Origin of the sequence: Methylophaga sp., from assembly GCF_009711715.1 — a bacterium.
In the GTDB taxonomy this organism is placed as follows: Bacteria; Pseudomonadota; Gammaproteobacteria; order Nitrosococcales; family Methylophagaceae; genus Methylophaga.
On record NZ_VENF01000001.1, the window covers coordinates 166,370 to 181,855 of the forward strand.

14 protein-coding genes are annotated in these 15,486 nt (G+C 50.8%); 12 read left to right on the forward strand and 2 right to left on the reverse strand.

Translation table 11 applies throughout. The features are described from left to right. Positions 1 to 54 precede the first annotated feature (54 nt). From FH755_RS00795 to FH755_RS00840, 10 genes are all read left to right on the forward strand, one after another. Positions 55 to 2,190: a heterodisulfide reductase-related iron-sulfur binding cluster gene (locus FH755_RS00795; RefSeq protein WP_292437720.1), complete on the forward strand. Its 2,136-nt coding sequence runs from the start codon at positions 55 to 57 to the stop codon at positions 2,188 to 2,190. Beyond that, positions 2,171 to 3,556 carry a hypothetical protein gene (locus tag FH755_RS00800; RefSeq protein ID WP_292437722.1) on the forward strand — a complete coding sequence of 462 codons (1,386 nt, stop codon included), beginning with the start codon at positions 2,171 to 2,173 and terminating at the stop codon, positions 3,554 to 3,556. Before FH755_RS00795 ends, FH755_RS00800 begins: the two co-directional genes overlap by 20 nt. A gap of 48 nt (positions 3,557 to 3,604) precedes the next feature. Beyond that, a complete protein-coding gene (locus FH755_RS00805; protein WP_292437724.1) occupies positions 3,605 to 4,402 on the forward strand; it encodes an electron transfer flavoprotein subunit beta/FixA family protein in 798 nt (265 codons plus the stop codon). Then, entirely contained in the window at positions 4,402 to 5,361 is a 960-nt protein-coding gene (locus tag FH755_RS00810) for an electron transfer flavoprotein subunit alpha/FixB family protein (protein ID WP_292437727.1), read from the forward strand. Before FH755_RS00805 ends, FH755_RS00810 begins: the two co-directional genes overlap by 1 nt. 69 nt (positions 5,362 to 5,430) lie before the next feature. Beyond that, positions 5,431 to 5,907 carry a 6,7-dimethyl-8-ribityllumazine synthase gene (ribH, locus tag FH755_RS00815; RefSeq protein ID WP_292437729.1) on the forward strand — a complete coding sequence of 159 codons (477 nt, stop codon included), beginning with the start codon at positions 5,431 to 5,433 and terminating at the stop codon, positions 5,905 to 5,907. Between the two features lie 172 nt (positions 5,908 to 6,079). Then, complete coding sequence (locus tag FH755_RS00820; protein ID WP_292437731.1) at positions 6,080 to 7,228, forward strand: aminomethyltransferase family protein; 1,149 nt, start codon at positions 6,080 to 6,082, stop codon at positions 7,226 to 7,228. 61 nt (positions 7,229 to 7,289) lie between these two features. Next, complete coding sequence (locus tag FH755_RS00825) at positions 7,290 to 7,892, forward strand: dimethylamine monooxygenase subunit DmmA family protein (RefSeq protein WP_292437733.1); 603 nt, start codon at positions 7,290 to 7,292, stop codon at positions 7,890 to 7,892. Further along, positions 7,889 to 8,842, forward strand: coding sequence for a PDR/VanB family oxidoreductase (locus FH755_RS00830; protein WP_292437734.1), 954 nt, complete (start codon positions 7,889 to 7,891; stop codon positions 8,840 to 8,842). Before FH755_RS00825 ends, FH755_RS00830 begins: the two co-directional genes overlap by 4 nt. Positions 8,843 to 8,858: 16 nt before the next feature. Beyond that, entirely contained in the window at positions 8,859 to 9,905 is a 1,047-nt protein-coding gene (locus tag FH755_RS00835; protein WP_292437735.1) for a DUF3445 domain-containing protein, read from the forward strand. A 68-nt stretch (positions 9,906 to 9,973) separates the two neighbouring features. Then, complete coding sequence (locus tag FH755_RS00840; protein ID WP_292437737.1) at positions 9,974 to 10,756, forward strand: TorF family putative porin; 783 nt, start codon at positions 9,974 to 9,976, stop codon at positions 10,754 to 10,756. 82 nt (positions 10,757 to 10,838) lie between these two features. Here the strand turns inward: FH755_RS00840 and FH755_RS00845 are convergent, their stop codons facing one another. Beyond that, entirely contained in the window at positions 10,839 to 12,233 is a 1,395-nt protein-coding gene (locus FH755_RS00845) for a PAS domain-containing protein (protein ID WP_292437739.1), read from the reverse strand. A 48-nt stretch (positions 12,234 to 12,281) separates the two neighbouring features. On the opposite strand from FH755_RS00845, the gene FH755_RS00850 reads away from it, so the two are divergent. After that, positions 12,282 to 14,105, forward strand: coding sequence for a histidine kinase (locus FH755_RS00850; RefSeq protein WP_292437741.1), 1,824 nt, complete (start codon positions 12,282 to 12,284; stop codon positions 14,103 to 14,105). Positions 14,106 to 14,133: 28 nt separating this feature from the next. Next, complete coding sequence (gene narL, locus FH755_RS00855) at positions 14,134 to 14,772, forward strand: two-component system response regulator NarL (RefSeq protein WP_292437743.1); 639 nt, start codon at positions 14,134 to 14,136, stop codon at positions 14,770 to 14,772. A gap of 62 nt (positions 14,773 to 14,834) precedes the next feature. Here the strand turns inward: narL and FH755_RS00860 are convergent, their stop codons facing one another. Then, the gene (locus FH755_RS00860) at positions 14,835 to 15,176 is read right to left on the reverse strand and encodes a cupin domain-containing protein (RefSeq protein WP_292437746.1); all 342 of its coding nucleotides are present in this window, start codon (positions 15,174 to 15,176) and stop codon (positions 14,835 to 14,837) included. Positions 15,177 to 15,486: the final 310 nt, after the last annotated feature.

Below are 15,486 nucleotides of genomic sequence, written 5' to 3' on the forward strand. Positions count from 1 at the left end.
CACCACCCCTAACCTCAGCACTCATTATTCCTATTCCAAGCTGGCAGGTGTGTCATGAACGAAGCACAAGAAATAACCCGAATTCTGTTCCAAGGTTTTCAGACCTCATCCGTTTATCTGTTTTATGTCATTGGCTATACGGCCATCGCGATCTTTCTCTATGGCTGTTATGTGCAGGTAAGAAAATATCGTCGCGGTCAACCGGATGCCGCCTGGGGTGAGTTCCTGGCGCGTTTCTGGGACATGGTCAAAACCATGATGACGCATCGCACTATAAAACGTCGCGATAAAGCGGCGGGTAAAGCGCATGCAGCAATATTTTTTGGGTTTGTCCTGCTGTTCATCGGTACTGCCACCATTACGCTGGAATACGACATTCTCGAACCCTTGTTCGGGATCACTTTCTGGTACGGCGATTTCTATCTGTGGTTCTCGCTGATATTGGATATTGCAGGCGTGGCGGCTATTGCCGGCCTGATTTACATGATGTATCGCCGTAAATGGCTCAAATTACCTAAACTTGATTACACACGTCCTGATCGCGAGCCAGGCGATCCTGACTATGATCGCAGTGCCTACCGTCGTGAAGACTGGGCTTTTCTGTGGGTCTTTATCATTATTCTTATTACCGGTTTCCTGCTGGAAGCATCCCGTCTGATTTGGCTGATGGAGGATCCGACAGTTTGGGAATACCGCTGGTGGTCGCCGGTTGGCGCAAGCATTGCGCATCTGTTTTATGGTCTCGGTATGGGACCGGAAGCAGCAGGTGACTTCCGTACCGGCCTGTGGTGGTTCCACGGTATCCTGGCGCTGGCCTTCGTCGCGCTGATCCCGTTTACCAAGGTCAAACATATCTTTACCGCTTCGGCATCTTTGATGTTCCGTGACCCGATGGCAGGAAAACGGCTGCCGACTGTGCCGGAAGATCAGGAAAGCATCGGTGTTAAAACCATTACTGATTTCACCTGGAAGCAACTGCTTAATCTGGATGCCTGCACCAAGTGCGGCCGTTGTCATGAAGCCTGCCCGGCCAATGCGGTGGGTGCGCCACTGTCTCCGCGCGATGTGATTCTGTCGCTGCGTGAATTTGCCAACAATGCACTGGAGAAAAAAGAACTGCCGGACGAAGTCGAACTCGACGTTCATGGCAAGGATGTTGGCCAGGTGTTTATGGAAACCCTGTGGTCGTGCCGGACCTGTATGGCCTGTGTCGAAATCTGCCCGGTGGCGGTAGAGCATGTGCCCATCATTGTGCAGATGCGCCGTAAGCTGGTTGATGAGGGCAATATGGAACCGATCCTGCAGAAAACCCTGCAGTCGGTACATAAAAACGGCAACTCAATGGGCGAATCCAAGCGTAAGCGTGCCCGTTGGACCAAGGAATTACCCTTCACTATCAAAGACGCACGTAAAGAGCCGGTTGATGTGATGTGGTTCGTTGGTGACTATGCCTCTTTCGATCCGCGCAATCAGGTTGTGACCAAGTCCTTTGCCAAACTGATGAAACAGGCGGGGGTCGATTTCGGCCTGCTTTACGAAGCGGAAATGAATGCCGGTAATGATATCCGTCGTGTCGGTGAGGAAGGACTGTACGAATTTCTTGCCAGCAACAACATCAGCACGCTGGAACAGTGTGAGTTCAATTCGATTGTGACCACCGATCCGCATTCTTTCAACACCATCCGTAATGAATACCCGGACTTTGGTGGTGAGTTTGAAATTCAGCATTACACGACTGTACTCAAGCACTTGTTTGAGGAAGGCAAGCTGAAAATCAAGAAAAAACTCGACTATCGCGTTACTTTCCACGATCCCTGCCATCTGGGCCGTTACAACAAAGGCTATGACGCGCCACGTGAACTGATCGAAATGATTGGCTGCGAACTGGTGGAAATGGATCGTAACCGCGATAACTCTTTCTGCTGTGGTGCCGGTGGTGGCCGTATCTGGATTCCGGATCCGGTTGGTCTGGAAAAACCATCGGAAAACCGTATTCGTGAAGCGGGTGCGATCGACGATCTGGATGTCTTTATCGTCTCCTGTCCTAAAGATCTGACGATGTTTGAGGATGCGCGTAAAACAGCTGGCTTCGAAGATAAGTTCGTGGTCAAGGAATTGATTGAACTTATCACCGAGTGTGTCGAGTTCGATATTGAAGAGCCGGAAGACGATGACACAGCAGCCGCTTGATACTGCCATGCCGGAAACGGCGACGGAACTGGTCGAGGCGGCCGTTGAGCAGGGCGATATTTACAGTGCTGCGGCAGTCTTCGGGATTGCCGATAAAAAACAGCGCGATACCCTGAAGGCGATTCTTTGCGGTCGGCGACGTGATGCGCTCAAGCTGGCTCGCTGGGAGCATACACCGGCAGAAGTGCTGGCGGTGCTGGCCGGACTTGATGATGATGCCATCCGCTTGCGGGTGGAGAAGAATCCGGCGACCCAGAGTCAGACCCTGGCTGATCTGTTCAATGATCAGGACAGTCAGGATCTGATTGGGCTGGTTGCTCAACATGGTCATACATCGGCATCGGTCCTGTTTACGATAGTCGAGCAGGTCAGTAGTACCGCAATCATCCGAGCCGCGGCCAGAAACCCCAATGCCAGCAATGAAGTGCTGGCGGTTATCGAAGCCCGCTTCGGTAATAAATTTGACGCCGAACTTGCCAGTCATGAAAACAGCTCGGCAAATATCCTCAAGCGGCTTTATCAACGAGGCAATCACTTCGTTCAGGCGGCAGTAGCGGCCCATGTTCACTGCCCGCAGGCGATTCTTGAGCAGGCAGTCCGGCATGACGATGTCATCGTGGTCCGTCATGCAGCGGCCAATCCAACATTGCCTGTCAAACTGCTGGGTTATCTTGCCGGTCATCCTGATTATTCCGTACGACGGGCGATTGCCTCACAACAGCGGCTGTCGACCACACTGGCCAGAGAACTGGCGCAGGACAGTTCTGACTATGTCAGACGCGTCGTGGCAGCACGTCAGGACCTCACGGCCGAGATTATCGGGTTGTTGATTCATGATGCTGATCACTGGGTCAGGCAATGGGTGGCGCTGAGCAGCAAATTATCCGAGCAGGAGTTGCAACTGCTGGCAGAAGACGAGGATAAAGAAGTCCGCCGCGCTGTCGCCAGAAATGGCAAAACCCCACCGCAGTTACTGCAACTGCTGGCAAGGGACAAACAAACCTGGGTTCGGGCGGCTGTAGCCAATCAGCCCAACACGCCACCTGAAATTCTGTCGGTTCTGGCGGATGAGGAAGAGGTGGACGTGTTAGCGGCAGTCGCACATAACCCGAATACACCCCAGGCCATATTGCAGCGTTTGACTCACTCAGTTCTGGCTGATGTGCGTCGCGGCGTAGTGACAAATAAAGCCGCCAAACGCGAAACGTTGCTGCCTTTAATTGAAGACCCCTTTTATCTGAACCGCTTGCTGCTGGTCGGCAATCCGGTGCTCAGTCCTGAAGATAAGTGGCGTCTGTCTGATGATCCTGATCCGGCAGTGCGCTTCACCCTGTTTTCCTGGTTTTCCAGGCAATACCAGCAGTAAATCACTGCACCAAAAAGCTGATGTAGACAGCAAATTAGGAGAAATAGCATGAAAATTTTAGTTGCAGTCAAAGAAGTTGCATCGCTCGATGATGACTTTGAAATTCGTGACGACCAACTGGATGTAGATGAGGATTTCCTGCTTTATGAGCTGAACGAATGGGATGACTTTTCCCTGGAAGAAGCCATGAGCATCAAAGAAAGATCGGATACAGAGGTGGAAGTTGTTGTCGTCTCAGTCGGTCCGGATCGGGTCGAGGAAAGTCTCAGAAAATGCCTTGCCAAGGGCGCTGATCGTGCCATCAGAGTCTGGAGCGACGAAATGGAAGGCTCTGACTCCATTACGGTCGGCCGCATTCTTGCGGCGGTTGCCGAGCAGGAAAAACCCGACATGATTTTTGCCGGCGTTCAGTCATCGGATAACGCGGATGCTTCCACCGGCATTGCTATCGCTTCTTATCTGAACTGGCCACATACCGCAGTGGTTGCAGGCCTGGATTATACCCCCGGCGCGAACAAAGCTACGGCCAGCCGTGAACTGGAAGGCGGCCTGGGTCAGGAAGTCGAAATCAGTTGTCCTGCGGTGCTGACCATTCAGCTGGGGATTAACACACCGCGTTATGCATCACTGCGGGGCATTAAGCAGGCTGCGGCCAAACCGATTGATGAAGTCAGTCTGTCAGATCTTGGTTTGTCTGCAGAAGAAGTGGGTGCCGATGCGGCTTTCTCACGGGTTCGTCGCATGTACATTCCTGAAAAAGGTATGGCCACCATGATTGAAGGTACTACCGCAGAGCAGGCAGCCAAACTGGCTCAAATTATCAAAGAATTCAAGGGAGAAGCGTAATGAAAACCATCCTTGTTGTGGCAGAAAGCCGCCAAAATGAACTCCGTCCCATCTCGCTTGAAGTGATCAGTGCTGCACAGTCCGTGCGGGAAGCTGATGACAAAGTAGTGGTCGCCATCATCGGTCAACAGTCTGAATCCTACGTCGATGATCTGTCACTGAAAGGGGTGGACGAAGTGGTCGCCGTGAAAGTCAGCTCTGAAGATTTTGATGCTGATATTCATGAAGCCGCAGTGACCTCCCTGATGGAAAACTACACACCGGATGTGGTGTTGTTGCCGCACTCCGTAGATAGCCTCGGTTATGCACCGACCCTGGCACGTAAAGGTAACTATGGTTTTGCCACCGACGTTTTCAAACTGGAATATGACGGTCAGGATCTGGTTGTGACCCGTGCCGGTTACAACGAAAAAGTGCATGTTGAAATGGACTTTCCGGGTAAAGATTGTGTGATTCTGACCATCCGTTCCAGTGTGTTCAAAGCGGTTGAAGAATCAGGCAGCCCGTCTACCACCAGTCTCGATATGACGAATATCGGCAGCCGTTGCCAGAATGTCCGTTATGTAGAGCCTGAAGGTGCGGATGACATTGATATCACCTCGGTTGACTTCATCATGTCGATTGGCCGTGGTATCGGTGAGGAAAGCAATGTCGACGAGTTCCGTGAAATGGCGGACCTGTCAGGAGCGACCCTGTGCTGCTCACGGCCGATTGCAGACTCCGGCTGGTTACCCAAGTCCAGACAGGTTGGCCAGTCCGGCAAGGTCGTCGGTAACTGTAAGCTGTATGTGGCGATGGGTATTTCAGGTTCAATCCAGCACATGGCAGGGATGAAACATGTTCCTACCATCGTGGCGGTGAATACCGATCCGGGCGCGTCGATTTTCACCATTGCCAAATACGGCATTGTTGGCGATATCTTCGAGATCGAAGAAGAGCTGCGTACCCACTTCGAGTAGCGAAGTAAAGCATCAATCTGGCGGTCAGACACGAGGTCTGTCCGCCAGTTTTCATACAGGGACTTTTCCATGGCAACAGATTTAAACAATGCTGTCACCCGATCTGATGTGGACGGAAGCGGCATGAAGATCGGCATTGTCCGTGCCCGCTTTAACCGGGACATCGGTGATGGCCTGCTGAGCGCCTGCCTCGATCAACTCCGTCACTGCGGTGTTGCGGAGCTGGACATTATTATCAAACAGGTCCCCGGGGCACTTGAAGTCCCCTTTATGCTGAATGAAATGGCACTGACCGGCGGCTTTGATGGCCTGATTGCACTGGGCTGCATTATCCGCGGAGAAACTTATCATTTCGAAGTGGTTGCCAATGAGTCAGCCCGCTGCATCTCTAATATTCAGCTTGATACCGGCATTCCGATTGCCAACGCTATTCTCACCACCGAGAACCAGCATCAGGCTGAACAGAGAATGACTATTAAAGGTGCTGAGGCAGCCCAGGTCGTACTTGAAATGGTGCAGGAAGTGCAGAGTCTGGGCCAGTTATAAAACAGCGTTATGCCACCGTCTTACTACAGAGCTTGCAGTTTGGTAACGGCTGTGATCTGCGAGACCGGCCGCTACTCAAAAAGGAGTACGCCATGATGGGAATTTCAGCACAGGACTGATTCCGATATGTTTTTCCTAAGCTTACATTTTTGTTACATCCGGAGTCAGAGCCATGAGCAATTCTACCCAACCTGTCGAAGCCGTTGATTCGGCAATCACCCGTAACTCAGTGCTGAATGAACGTCATCGCGAGCTTGGATCAAAGCTGGATGATGTTATCTGGGGCATGCCAATCCCTCAGCACTACCATACAGATCCCCACGATGAGGTGATCGCGGTCAGAACCCGTGCCGGTCTTTATGATGTATCAGCACTGAACATCGTTCATGTCAGTGGGCCCGCCGCTCTGAAAGTCCTCGATCAACTGGTGGCGATAGATGTCACCGAACTGGAACCCGGTACGTCCCGGTTGGCAGCTGAAGTCAATGAGGAAGGCGCCCTGGTCGACGACATCATGATTATCTGTGATGCCAAGGACCAGTATCGTATTTCTCACGGCGGTGGCTGCACTCAACAGACACTGGCCAGACTGGCCGAAGGTCAGGATGTGACGGTAGAACAGGATTATGACGTACATATTCTGTCACTACAGGGGCCACGCTCGGTAGATGTGCTGAACCCCGAAGTCGATGTCGACCTGGCCAAATTACCTTATTTCAAACATGTCGAAACACAGCTTTTTGGCTGTGATGTGATTATCGCTCGTGGCGGTTATTCCGGTGAGCGTGGTTACGAAGTTTATTGTCAAGCTAAAGATGCGGTTCATATTTGGGACATGATCCTAGAAAAAGGACACCCGTACGGCGTTATTGCCGCTTCCTGGGATTCACTGGATCTGACCCGCGTGGAAGCAGCCCTACTATTCTATCCATTTGACATGCCGGAAGGCGACACAACGCCATGGGAAGTCAATATGCACTGGTGTATCGACCTGAACAAGAAGGGCGATTACATCGGTAAAGAAGCACTGCTCAAACTGAAAGGCCGTGAACGTTTCAAACAGGCCGGTCTGGTTTGCCAGAGCAGTGAAGCTATGCCGGAAGGTGCCAAAATTATCAAAGACGGTAAAGAAATCGGCGTTGTCACCAGTGCCAGCTTTAGCCGTTACCTGATGAAATCGCTCGCGATGGTCCATATCAAGCCCGAGTTCTCACTACTGGGTACCCAAGTAGTGGTTGCTGCTGAGACTCCGGTGAAAGCCCATGTTGTTAAGACACCTTTCTACGACCCGATGCGTCTTCGTACCCATCCCGAGCAGTAGTAAAAACTTTGCCTGAGATGCCACAGGGAGGTGGCCGGGCAATAAAGATGAGGAAAAAGCGATGGAAAGAGGTTATTGGATCAGAAGCAAACCCCTTTATGACTCACTGGTCTGGAAGCAACAAGCGACCGGACATGTGGTTGTCGCCCAGGGCGAAGGCGGAATTGCGGTACTGAAATTATTTCAACAAATGTGTCCCCGTGAACCAATCAAGTTGTTGTTTGCGGATGAGGATTCTGCGGCCAGGAAATACGCTGACATCATTCAGACCCTGGTGCCGGAAGGTTTGCAGATTTGTGAGTCAGAACAGGCCGTTCTGGCTGCGCTCAGAGAGCAGTTACCTGACTGTCTGATGGGAACACAGTTTTATGTTGCAGGCAGTGAAGCCTTTATCTGGGCAGTGATGGACGAACTGAAAGTCTATGGCGTGCAGGATATCAATGTCGAGAAAGAGCTGAGCGGAACGCTGGCGCGATCAGTCTACTGTGTGCACTGCAAAACCACAGATAAAAATGTTCATCACAGCATTCACCAATGCAGTGGCTGCGGTCGGCATCTGTTTGTCCGCGACCATTTCTCACGCCGCCTGGGCGCCTATATGGGCGTTATGGTCGATGCTGAAGAGCCGGGCAATATTCCGGCAGCAGAGGAGATTTATCCATGAGTATTCTGAATGTCAAAGTGGCAGAGGTGGAGCAAGTGACCGATGTGGTCAAGCACTTCACCCTGGTCCAGGAAAACGGTGAACCTTTGCCGCACTTTTCCGGTGGCAGTCATGTGGTGGTATCGATGAATATCGACGGTCGTATTCACCGCAACCCCTACTCGCTGATGGGGTCGACCGCTAATACCGATAGCTACCATATTTCGGTTCGTAAACAGGAAAACTCCCGTGGTGGTTCGGTCTTCATGCATGAACAGGTGAAGCCCGGTACCAGCCTGCAGATCACCTATCCGGTCAATCTGTTTGCCATTTCCAAACTGGGTCGTCGCCACATCCTCATTGCTGGCGGTATCGGTATTACGCCGTTTATGTCGCAAATTTCGGATTTGAACCGCCTGGGCTATGACTATGAGCTGCATTATGCCTATCGCTCGCCAGAGAATGCGGCCTTCCGTGAACAGCTTGAAGCTATGTGTGGTGACCGTGTTCATTTCTATGTCGACAGTGAAGGCGAAAGACTGGATATCCCGGAACTGCTACGCCATCAGCCACTGGGCACCCATGTCTATACCTGCGGACCTGAACCGATGGTGAAAGCACTCCATCTGCATGCCAAAAATCTGGGCTGGCCCGATAACCACGTTCACAGTGAAGAATTTACTGCACCGCCATCAGGAGATGAGTTTACCGTTGAGCTGGCGCTAAGCGGTATGGAAGTGACCGTGCCTGGTGATATGAGCATGCTGGAAGCGATGGAAGAAGCCGGTGCCGAGCCGCCATTCCTGTGCCGTGGCGGCGCCTGTGGCCGTTGTGAACTGGAAGTGGTTTCCTGCGACGGCGTCATTATGCACAACGACCATTATCTGTCCGACCACGAAAAAGCAGAGGGCAGAAGCATTATGCCGTGCGTATCACGTGCGAAGTGCTCAAAACTGGTGGTCAATCTTTGAGGAATAAGTGATGAATATGGCTAAAAATATCGCATTTAAACAAGAAACTTTCCGCGACGACTATACCTACAGCAACTCTGCGGAAGCGATTCGCCGTTTCCCGTTCCCGTTTGCTGAGGACGAGTACATGTACAGCGTCAATATTGAACAGCATGACGGCGGTGCACCGGGTTCCGTATTCGAGCACGCTATTGATATCGATGAACACTACGTGGCGGAATGTGAGGACAGACGCATAACGCTGGAAAAAGACCCCGGCCGCTATATCGCATTGCCACATATGAAGGATGCGCAGTGGGATATGGTGGAGCTGATTATGGACTCGCTTTCCACCGATTACCCCGACTTGTTCCAGTTGAGCAAAGACGGTGATAACTGGCACTGGATTAATAAGCCATTAAACATCGATCAAAAGTTCGTTTTTGGTGACGAGTCTACGTTGCCGATGGAGCCCTTTGAGTATGTTGGCCGTCAGGTTCAGGGTGACTGGGTGGTGATGGATCAGCGGGATGATGATTTGTTTGCCGATATGGGGATTATCACCAGCCAGGCCGACTGGTCGCTGGCATTCGATGCCGGGATGTCTTTCAAAGAATGGCATGGTCCCGTACCACAGGCGAATGAACTCGGGATCTTCGATCGGGCGCTGAAATATCTGCTGCATTTGCAGTATGGCAGTCCTGTCCGTCGCCTTAACTGGACCATGACCGTCAATCCGCGTCTGGATACCTCGCCGGAAGAGTACCCGCTTTGGGGACCGGATAATGTCTCTGTCACCGCAGACAACGTTGGTCAAAAGGTTCATCTTCGTGTTGAGCTGCAGGCCTTGTTCAGACTGCCTCGCAGTAATGCGATGGCTTTCAGCATCCGCGGTTATCTGGCCAGTATTGACGACCTGAAAACTTATCCTCGCTGGGCCAAGCGCCTGCGCCGGGTTCTGACCAATTTGCATCCGGATTTATCTGAATACAAAGGGTTGGATAACTATCGTCAGCTGGTCATTGACTATCTGGCACCGATGGATGATGGCGCAGATCTTGGGTTGGGTACACATCCCGAATAAGCACCAAACAGAATGTTCAAGTTGTAGTCAGGGGTAAATATTCACCAACCAAGAGGAAGGATTTAAGAATGAAAAAACTATTAACAATGATGGCTTTGGCGGGGACTGCGGTTACTGCCAATACCGCAGTTCATGCTGAGGAAGTATCACCACACAGCTTCAGTTCCAATGTTGGTCTGTTCAGTTCCTATGTGTTCCGTGGCATTGACTATACTGATGAAGATGTCGCCTTGCAGGGTGGCTTTGACTATGCTCATGCTAGTGGCTGGTACGCGGGCGTATGGGCGTCAACGCTGGAAGAAGGCCTGAATGTGGGTAACAGCATTGAAGTGGACTTCTATGGTGGTTATTACCATCAGTTCACAGAAGATTTTGCTGTGGATGTGGGTCTGTTGCAGTTTTACTATCCGGACCGTGAAAAATACAACGGTGAAGATTTTGACACCACTGAAGCGTATGTGGCCGCTACCTGGAAATGGTTCACTGCTAAGTACAGCCGCACTTTGACTGACTGGGGTGGTGTTAATAACAAATCTGCCGGTATCGATGGTTACGCTAATGGTGATACCAAGGGTACTCAATACTACGAGCTGAATTTTAACTACGGCCTGCCGATGGGAATTAACTTTACCGCGCATATCGGTCGTCTGGATGTTGAAAACTACAGCGACTTTGACTATACCGACTACCTGATTGGTGTGAGTAAAGACCTTACTTTGGCCGGTTCGGAAGGCTGGACCGTGGGTGTGAATTACACTGATACCAATGCGGACAAAGATTGGTGGCTGGGTGTCGATGGCGACAACCGCGGTGATAGCCAGTTTATCGGGTATATCTCGCGTAGTTTCTAATCAGGCTACACACAGAAAAGGAGTCACACGGTGACTCCTTTTTTTTGTCTGGATTCGGACCTAATGTTTGCAAAAAGTGCGTTCAGGATTCCACCTGGGCGTTGAGGATCTGCTCAAGGCCATATTCGAGGGCAGAGAAGTCATCACAGCTGAGATCGATAATGACACCTTCCAGCGTTAGCAGTTCATCACTGCCGGAAAAGATGCCTTTGCCCCGTTCCATGACCCACTTCACCTTATTACTACGGGTCAGAATGCGGTAGATAATCTGGAAGCTGCGCTGTTTGTTGATCTGATTCTGGACGTGCTCCCAGACTCGCGGTTGATCTTCTGGATAGATAAGCTGCATATAGTTGAAATGCAGTGAGTTGGTTATTTCATAGGGCTGGTATTCCGTGACTTCGAGGCAACCTTCACTGACAAAGTCAAAGGTCCAGTTACGGTCATTCTTACAGCGATAAAGCATGCAGGGAATATTAGGCATGATCATGTCAGTCGCGGTACGGGCATTGGCGCGCAGGCCGGCAGAAGTCAGTTTCATGCGGCTGATATCGGTCAGCGTACCGATGATGCTGGAACGTTCGCCTTTGAGTCGGGAGGTGGTTGAGGCACGCATTTCAAACCATTGGGCCCGACCGTTTTTGGCGATAAGCCGCAGCTCGAATTGACACTGCTGGCGTTTACCATCAGTCAGCGCGTTGAGCCGGGCTTCGGCAAGTGGAATATCTTCCGGGTGGATATAGGAAAATAAAGGCTTATTCAGGCTTTCTTCCGGGCTGTAATCGAGTAAGCGCTGCCAGGAAGGGTTAAGGAAAATAAAAGCCTGATCGACATCAATCTGAAAAACCACCTGTTCAATGCGGTCGATCAGCATATGATAGGTGAGCTCCTCTGCGGAGATTTGTGATGAGGGCTCAATCGAACTGGTGGTAGTAAATTGAAGTAAAAACTGGTTCGGGGCCTCAGCGGCTGCCAGCGGGGATAATGACATATGAACGGGGATTGTCGTACCATCGACATAAAGCATCCTGATGACCATCGTCTCAGTGGAAGCTTCGCCATTCTGTTCGCTGAACAAATCGGTCAACGTCTGATGGCTGCTGGGGTGGACCAGGTTGGTCAGGGGCATATCCGTGATGAAATCACGCATACCACTCATGCCCAGTTCTTTGAGGAAAGCATTATTAGCAAATTTGATGCTGTAGCCTTCGACCACGGCAGCCGGTGTGGAGAGTTTGGTGGAAATATCATGGCCCCAGCCGACATGGTCCAGCTTGTTGTGCTGGCTGGCAGTGAGACTGCGCCGTTGCACTCTGGGATAAATATTAATGATTAAAAGTGCAGACAGAAACACGGCAAGCACTGATGCCAGCATCGACAGATGGACTTTGAAAGGGGCAGTGCTATCCCACCAGAAGCCGAAAACTACCGCAAAAATGCCGCTAAGCATGACAAGACAAAATAATAATAAGGTCATTACGAACCCCTTTCATTTACAGCCTGAACGAGAAGAGCGCAGTTAGTCATGGCGGCAAAGCAAAATATCATTGTCAGTTTCCTGAACAGCTTCAGCCGTCGGGCACTCTATGCCAAGTTGATTATGTTGTTACTGTGTGTCGCCACCAGCGTTTTGCTGATGCAGGCGGGCACCATTTTTCTGCTTGATTATATCCCTTCAAGCCAGTCAGCCCTAGACAAAGTCAACGAACAAAAGCTTTATTGGCACCGCCAACTTTCGCATGTGCAGGCGATACAACTGCATGAGGCCGAGGCGACGTTTAAATCGATGCAACGGCACTTCTTGGATACAGCCGATCCCGAGGTGTTATGGATGCTCAGGCAGGACAATCCGGAAGTCGTCGCTGCGGTCCGTAAAGTAGAGCGGGAGCAGAAAAACTTTGTTGATGTGGCTCAGTTTAATCTGCGGGTGACCGCGCAGTTGCGGGTGGCTGAGCGGGTGGCGAGTGCCTATGACGAACTGAGTGATGCCCTGCATAACGACAGCAAAATTAAACAATCGATAATTGGTTTGTTGCAGGCCATCAGTCTGATTTTTGTGCTCAGTTGCATCCTGGCGCTCGCAGTCAGTGCCAGAAAAGTGCTGGTGGAGCGGATTGATAATTTACTGGGCTTCATCCACATTAAAACCGGGGAAAAGCCCGAACGGCGTGCTGTCGATGAGTTTGCTGAACTGGAACATCGCGTTTCCGAGCTTTCGGCACAGATGGAAAGCTATGAATCAGAGGTGACCTGGGCTCACCGTACCAGTGAACATATGCGGGTATTGATTCGTGCGCAGGATTTTCTGCTTCAGTTTATCGAAACTGCCAGTGAAGAGGTGCTCAGTGAACGGACATTACTGAAGTTCCTGTATTCACTGGAGCGCACCATGAACTTTGTCAACGCGGCTTTGATATACACCGATGATGCTGCCGTGATTGCCCGGGAACGCATTATTTTCTCCCACCACAAACCACCGGTACTCAGTAATCCCGTCTTCGATGAACTGATGCAGTCTGGGGCCACGACTTTTGACTACCGATCCGCTGATGATGAGCAGCTGACTTGTCTCGGTGTCACTTTCTCGGGTGTCAGTAACGGTGTCGGTGTATTGCTGGTTGAAATGGAACAGGGACGCTTTCTTGAAGATTCGGAGATAAGGGTGCTGGAAATCACCGCCCGTTTACTGGCAATGACCGCCAAGTATCAGAGTCATGATGAAGAAGGCAGACGTTTGGCTGTGCTCGAGGAGCGGGCTTCGATTGCGCGTGAATTGCATGACTCGCTGGCCCAGTCATTGTCGTTCATGAAAATACAGGTAGCGCGGTTACAGTCCAAAGCCAATGACAGCGAGCTGGCCCCCGTTGTGCAGGAGCTGAGGGAAGGGCTGGACAATGCCTATCGTGAACTGCGTGAGCTGCTGACCACTTTCCGGGTTCATATGGATCTGCGGGGGCTGGGCTATGCTATTCAGGCGACGATTGATGAGTTCTCGCAGCGTTCACAACTGCATATCAGTTTCGATAATCGGCTGGTCAATTGCCGGCTGACGGTGAATGAAGAATTTCATATTCTGCACGTGGTCCGGGAAGCGCTGTCGAATATTGTTCGCCATTCCGGTGCGAAGAATGTCACGATACTGATGCAGCTTCTGGCAAGTGGTGAGGTCGAATTGATCATTGATGATGATGGTGTGGGTTATACACCGGTATCGAGCACTTATGACCATCATGGTCAGGTGATAATGAAAGAGCGGGCCCAGTCACTGGGCGGGGAAGTAGAAGTCATGGCAAGACGTTACGGTGGCACGCGAGTGCACCTGTCTTTCATGCCAAAATTAGCACAATAATTAGATTCAGATTTTTGAGATAAATATCATGCATAACATCATAAGAGTATTGATAATCGATGATCATCCCTTATTCAGAAAAGGGGTGAGTCAGATTATTTCCGATGATCCCAATTTTGAAGTGGTGGGGGAAGCGGCTTCAGGTCAGGAAGGACTGGATTTGGCAGACGAACTGCAACCCGATCTGGTGTTGCTGGACCTGAATATGAAAGGCATGGATGGACTGGAGACCCTGCGCCGTTTCAAACAGACCGGTTTGCTGGCACGTTATGTCATTCTGACAGTGTCTGATTCTGAGGATGATCTGATGGAGGCGCTGAAATCAGGCGCCGATGGTTATCTGCTGAAAGATATGGAACCGGAAGATCTGCGTGCCAATCTGATGAAAGCCTCGGTCGGGGTGACGGTGTTACAGGACAGTCTGACTGATGTACTGAAAAAGGCCCTGACGGAGCCTGATACCAGGGTGACAGTGGCGTCTGCCGGCCTGACCGATCGTGAGAATGAGATTCTGGATTGTCTGGCGGAAGGCATGAATAATAAGAACATTGCCCGCAAGCTGGGTATTAGCGACACCACGGTGAAGGTGCATATCAAGAATATTCTGAGAAAGCTGAATCTGACCAGTCGCCTGGAGGCGGCGGTGTGGAAACACCAGCAGAAATAAAAAAAAGCGCCGGTAGCAAGGGGTACGATGCTACCGGCGCTTTTCTGAGCCTTTTTTGTAGGTTACAGGGGCTTACGTTGTCCTACAAAAAAACCAGTCGCTTTGTTGGGGGTTTCAAAGGTAATGGTTTCGCCGTCGGCAAAATACAAAACGTCACCGACTTTGGCATTGACTTTCTGACCTGACTCATCAGTGATAATGAACTCACCATCAACGATGATTTTCATTTCTTCATAGTCATAGGTGTAAACCAGAGGTTTGTCACTTTTGTTGAGGTGGAAAAAACCGGCACACAAGGTTTTATCCTTACTATCAGAAACAATGGTATCACCGAGCGTAGCATTGACGCCTTCAATACCCATGGACGGTTGATCAGCTTTAATCGCTTGTTGTACATATTTCATATCTTACCTCCTAAAATTTGTGTCATAAGACAAGTGCTATTAAATCTGCATTAATAACCACCAACAATTATTAAGAAGGCTTACTCTTTTAGGGGTAGTCGGCGCCTTGATAGTGCATTTTGGCTGGCACACGCCCTCAATCGTGGCTGTTTGCGAAGATGAATGGTGAGGAAGCTAACCGATGCGCTTTTGCCAAAACACGCAAGCCTGAACAAAGTTCATTTATGTCGTTCAGTGTGCCGAATTTCCGCGCCATGCCTGCACATCACTATTCCTGAACCTGCCTCTGCACTCGGATTACCTTGCTGTA

What these genes read in the sequence shown, in the direction of transcription:
- FH755_RS00845 (WP_292437739.1), bottom strand. Translation starts at nt 12,233, where the DNA reads ATGACCTTATTATTATTTTGTCTTGTCATGCTTAGCGGCATTTTTGCG.
- FH755_RS00830 (WP_292437734.1), top strand. Translation starts at nt 7,889, where the DNA reads ATGAGTATTCTGAATGTCAAAGTGGCAGAGGTGGAGCAAGTGACCGAT.
- FH755_RS00800 (WP_292437722.1), top strand. Translation starts at nt 2,171, where the DNA reads ATGACACAGCAGCCGCTTGATACTGCCATGCCGGAAACGGCGACGGAA.
- FH755_RS00860 (WP_292437746.1), bottom strand. Translation starts at nt 15,176, where the DNA reads ATGAAATATGTACAACAAGCGATTAAAGCTGATCAACCGTCCATGGGT.
- FH755_RS00835 (WP_292437735.1), top strand. Translation starts at nt 8,859, where the DNA reads ATGGCTAAAAATATCGCATTTAAACAAGAAACTTTCCGCGACGACTAT.
- ribH (WP_292437729.1), top strand. Translation starts at nt 5,431, where the DNA reads ATGGCAACAGATTTAAACAATGCTGTCACCCGATCTGATGTGGACGGA.
- FH755_RS00825 (WP_292437733.1), top strand. Translation starts at nt 7,290, where the DNA reads ATGGAAAGAGGTTATTGGATCAGAAGCAAACCCCTTTATGACTCACTG.
- FH755_RS00850 (WP_292437741.1), top strand. Translation starts at nt 12,282, where the DNA reads ATGGCGGCAAAGCAAAATATCATTGTCAGTTTCCTGAACAGCTTCAGC.
- FH755_RS00810 (WP_292437727.1), top strand. Translation starts at nt 4,402, where the DNA reads ATGAAAACCATCCTTGTTGTGGCAGAAAGCCGCCAAAATGAACTCCGT.
- FH755_RS00805 (WP_292437724.1), top strand. Translation starts at nt 3,605, where the DNA reads ATGAAAATTTTAGTTGCAGTCAAAGAAGTTGCATCGCTCGATGATGAC.
- FH755_RS00820 (WP_292437731.1), top strand. Translation starts at nt 6,080, where the DNA reads ATGAGCAATTCTACCCAACCTGTCGAAGCCGTTGATTCGGCAATCACC.
- narL (WP_292437743.1), top strand. Translation starts at nt 14,134, where the DNA reads ATGCATAACATCATAAGAGTATTGATAATCGATGATCATCCCTTATTC.
- FH755_RS00795 (WP_292437720.1), top strand. Translation starts at nt 55, where the DNA reads ATGAACGAAGCACAAGAAATAACCCGAATTCTGTTCCAAGGTTTTCAG.
- FH755_RS00840 (WP_292437737.1), top strand. Translation starts at nt 9,974, where the DNA reads ATGAAAAAACTATTAACAATGATGGCTTTGGCGGGGACTGCGGTTACT.